1 protein-coding gene is annotated in these 2,139 nt (G+C 69.8%); it reads left to right on the plus strand.

Annotated features, from left to right (window positions below; all coding sequences use genetic code 11):
- The first annotated feature begins 999 nt into the window (after nt 1–999).
- Complete coding sequence (locus Pme01_RS30610; RefSeq protein ID WP_168118339.1) at nt 1,000–1,863, plus strand: MHYT domain-containing protein; 864 nt, start codon at nt 1,000–1,002, stop codon at nt 1,861–1,863.
- Nucleotides 1,864–2,139 lie beyond the last annotated feature (276 nt).

Consider the following 2,139-nt stretch of genomic DNA (forward strand, 5'->3'; position numbering starts at 1 on the left):
GCTGGCCGTGCCGGTCATGGCGATCGCCGCACCGGCGGCGAGGACGCACGCAGCGGCGGACACCAGTGCTGTACGCGTTCCTGATCTCAGCTTTGGACGTCCGCTGCCGCGGACGGAGTTGTTGCTCATGCCTGTTGCCTCCGAGTACCGATGGGGTGGTGTGAGATCGTCGAACGTCCGGCTGCTGCGATGCTCCGGGGTGGAGCGGGCGCGGTGAGGTGTCCGGCCACCGGCGGTGGCGCCACCGGTGCGAGGCCACCGGACACCTGACCGGCGGTCAGCAGCGCGGGCGGTGGCGGCCGGCCGGCGACGGTGACGGCGGCCGCGAACCCGGTCCGATTCGGTTGCTTGGCATTGACACTCCTGGGGACGGGTGGCCGAAGACCTCGACACACTTCGATGCGTCGAATGTTACCGGTAGCTTTCCGAAAATCTCAATGCCGCGCCGCTCGCCGCTTTGGTCCGTCGCGGCTACCCATCGCGCGGGGCCGGACGGCGGCGACGCCGCGGGTGAGGCTGTGGCCTCCCGGTCGGCCGGTGCCGCACGTGCCGCTTCTAGCAGCAAATTCTGGCGTCGCGCCGGGCACGCTGCCCGGTGCTGGACCGTCGCGGGCCGGGTGGGGCGTGCGCCTGTAGGCCGGGGCGGCCCTTCGAGCAGAAGCCATCGAAGGCTTCGAAAGTTTCGGAAACCGTTCGTCGACTGCGCCGTTCGGTGCAGGGCGCTACCGGTTGCCATGGCGACGAGGCGCTCCGGCACCGCTGCGGTTCGAGGGGGCGTCGCCGTTGCATCGTGGTCTCCCGGATCGTCGTACCGACCGGCCACACCGCAGGCGAAGTCTCCCTGATTGTCATGGATTCCACGCTTTCCCGCGGGGCGCGCCTCTCGCTGTTCGCACACGTTGTCCGTCGGGCCGGCGGCGGAGGATGGCTGAATGCCACGGTCGCCGTCCGGCGGCGTGCGTTCGCTCCACTGTGGACGCTGATACCGAAAGGAAATTCGTGGCGGGAGTGCACAACTTCGCGTTCGGGTGGACCAGCCCGACGTTGGCGTACGTGATGTCGTTCCTGGGGTCGCTGCTCGGGCTCGTGCTCGCGACCCGGGCGCGCGAGGTCGAGGGCCGCAGCAGGGCCAGGTGGCTCGCCCTGGCGGCCGTCGCGATCGGCGGCACCGGCATCTGGCTCATGCACTTCATGGCCATGATCGGTTTCGACGTACCATCCACAGTGGTGCGTTACGACGTGCCGAAGACGCTGGTGAGCGCGGTCATCGCCGTCCTGATCGTCGGCATCGGGCTGTTCACCGTCGGCATGGGCCGGCCTCAGGTGTGGAAGCTGCTCGTCGGTGGTCCGATCACCGGCCTCGGGGTCGCCGCCATGCACTACACCGGCATGGCCGCGATGAACATGGGCGGCGTCGTCACGTACGACCCCACCAGAGTTGTACTGTCGGTGGCGATCGCGGTCGTCGCGGCCACCGTCGCGCTGTGGTTCGCCCTGGTCATCCGGGGCACCACCGCCACGGTGCCGGCCGCGCTCGTGATGGGTGCGGCGGTCTGCGGGATGCACTACACCGGCATGTCGGCGGTCCGGGTCGAGCTCGCCACCGAGCCCGCCGCGATCCATGGCGTGGGCCCGTTCGTGCTGCTGATCCCGATCATCGTGCTGGCCTGTCTCGTCATCACCGCCCTGGCGTACGTGACGATCGGGCTCGCGATGCGCAAGGAGGACCAGCGGGCGGACAGGGTGGCCGGGCGGCCGCGCGTGCGGATACCCACCCAGTCCACCGCTCAGCAGCAGACCGCCGAGCTGCCACAGCTAGCGGTCGATCGGCAGCTCGACCGGTACCTCAACCGCCGGCGCTGAACGGCCTCCCGGACGGACCGGCTGTGCGCTGCCTCACTCGCCACGCTCAGACCCGGAAGTTGTCGGCCGCCTCCGCGAGCACGAACTGCTCGGGTTCACCCAGACCAAGGCCGTCACCGTCTTCAACGCGCATCCTTGACGGGGCGGCCGCTCAGGCCGCGGTGGCGGGGATGTCGGTACGGCCACGGGGCGAGCCCGCATCGATCCACAGTGGAAGACGCTCCCGGGAGAACAGCTCGTCGATGACCATGTGCGCGGCGCCGATCAACCCGGACC

It is taken from the genome of Planosporangium mesophilum, from assembly GCF_016863255.1.
Lineage (GTDB): Bacteria > Actinomycetota > Actinomycetes > Mycobacteriales > Micromonosporaceae > Planosporangium > Planosporangium mesophilum.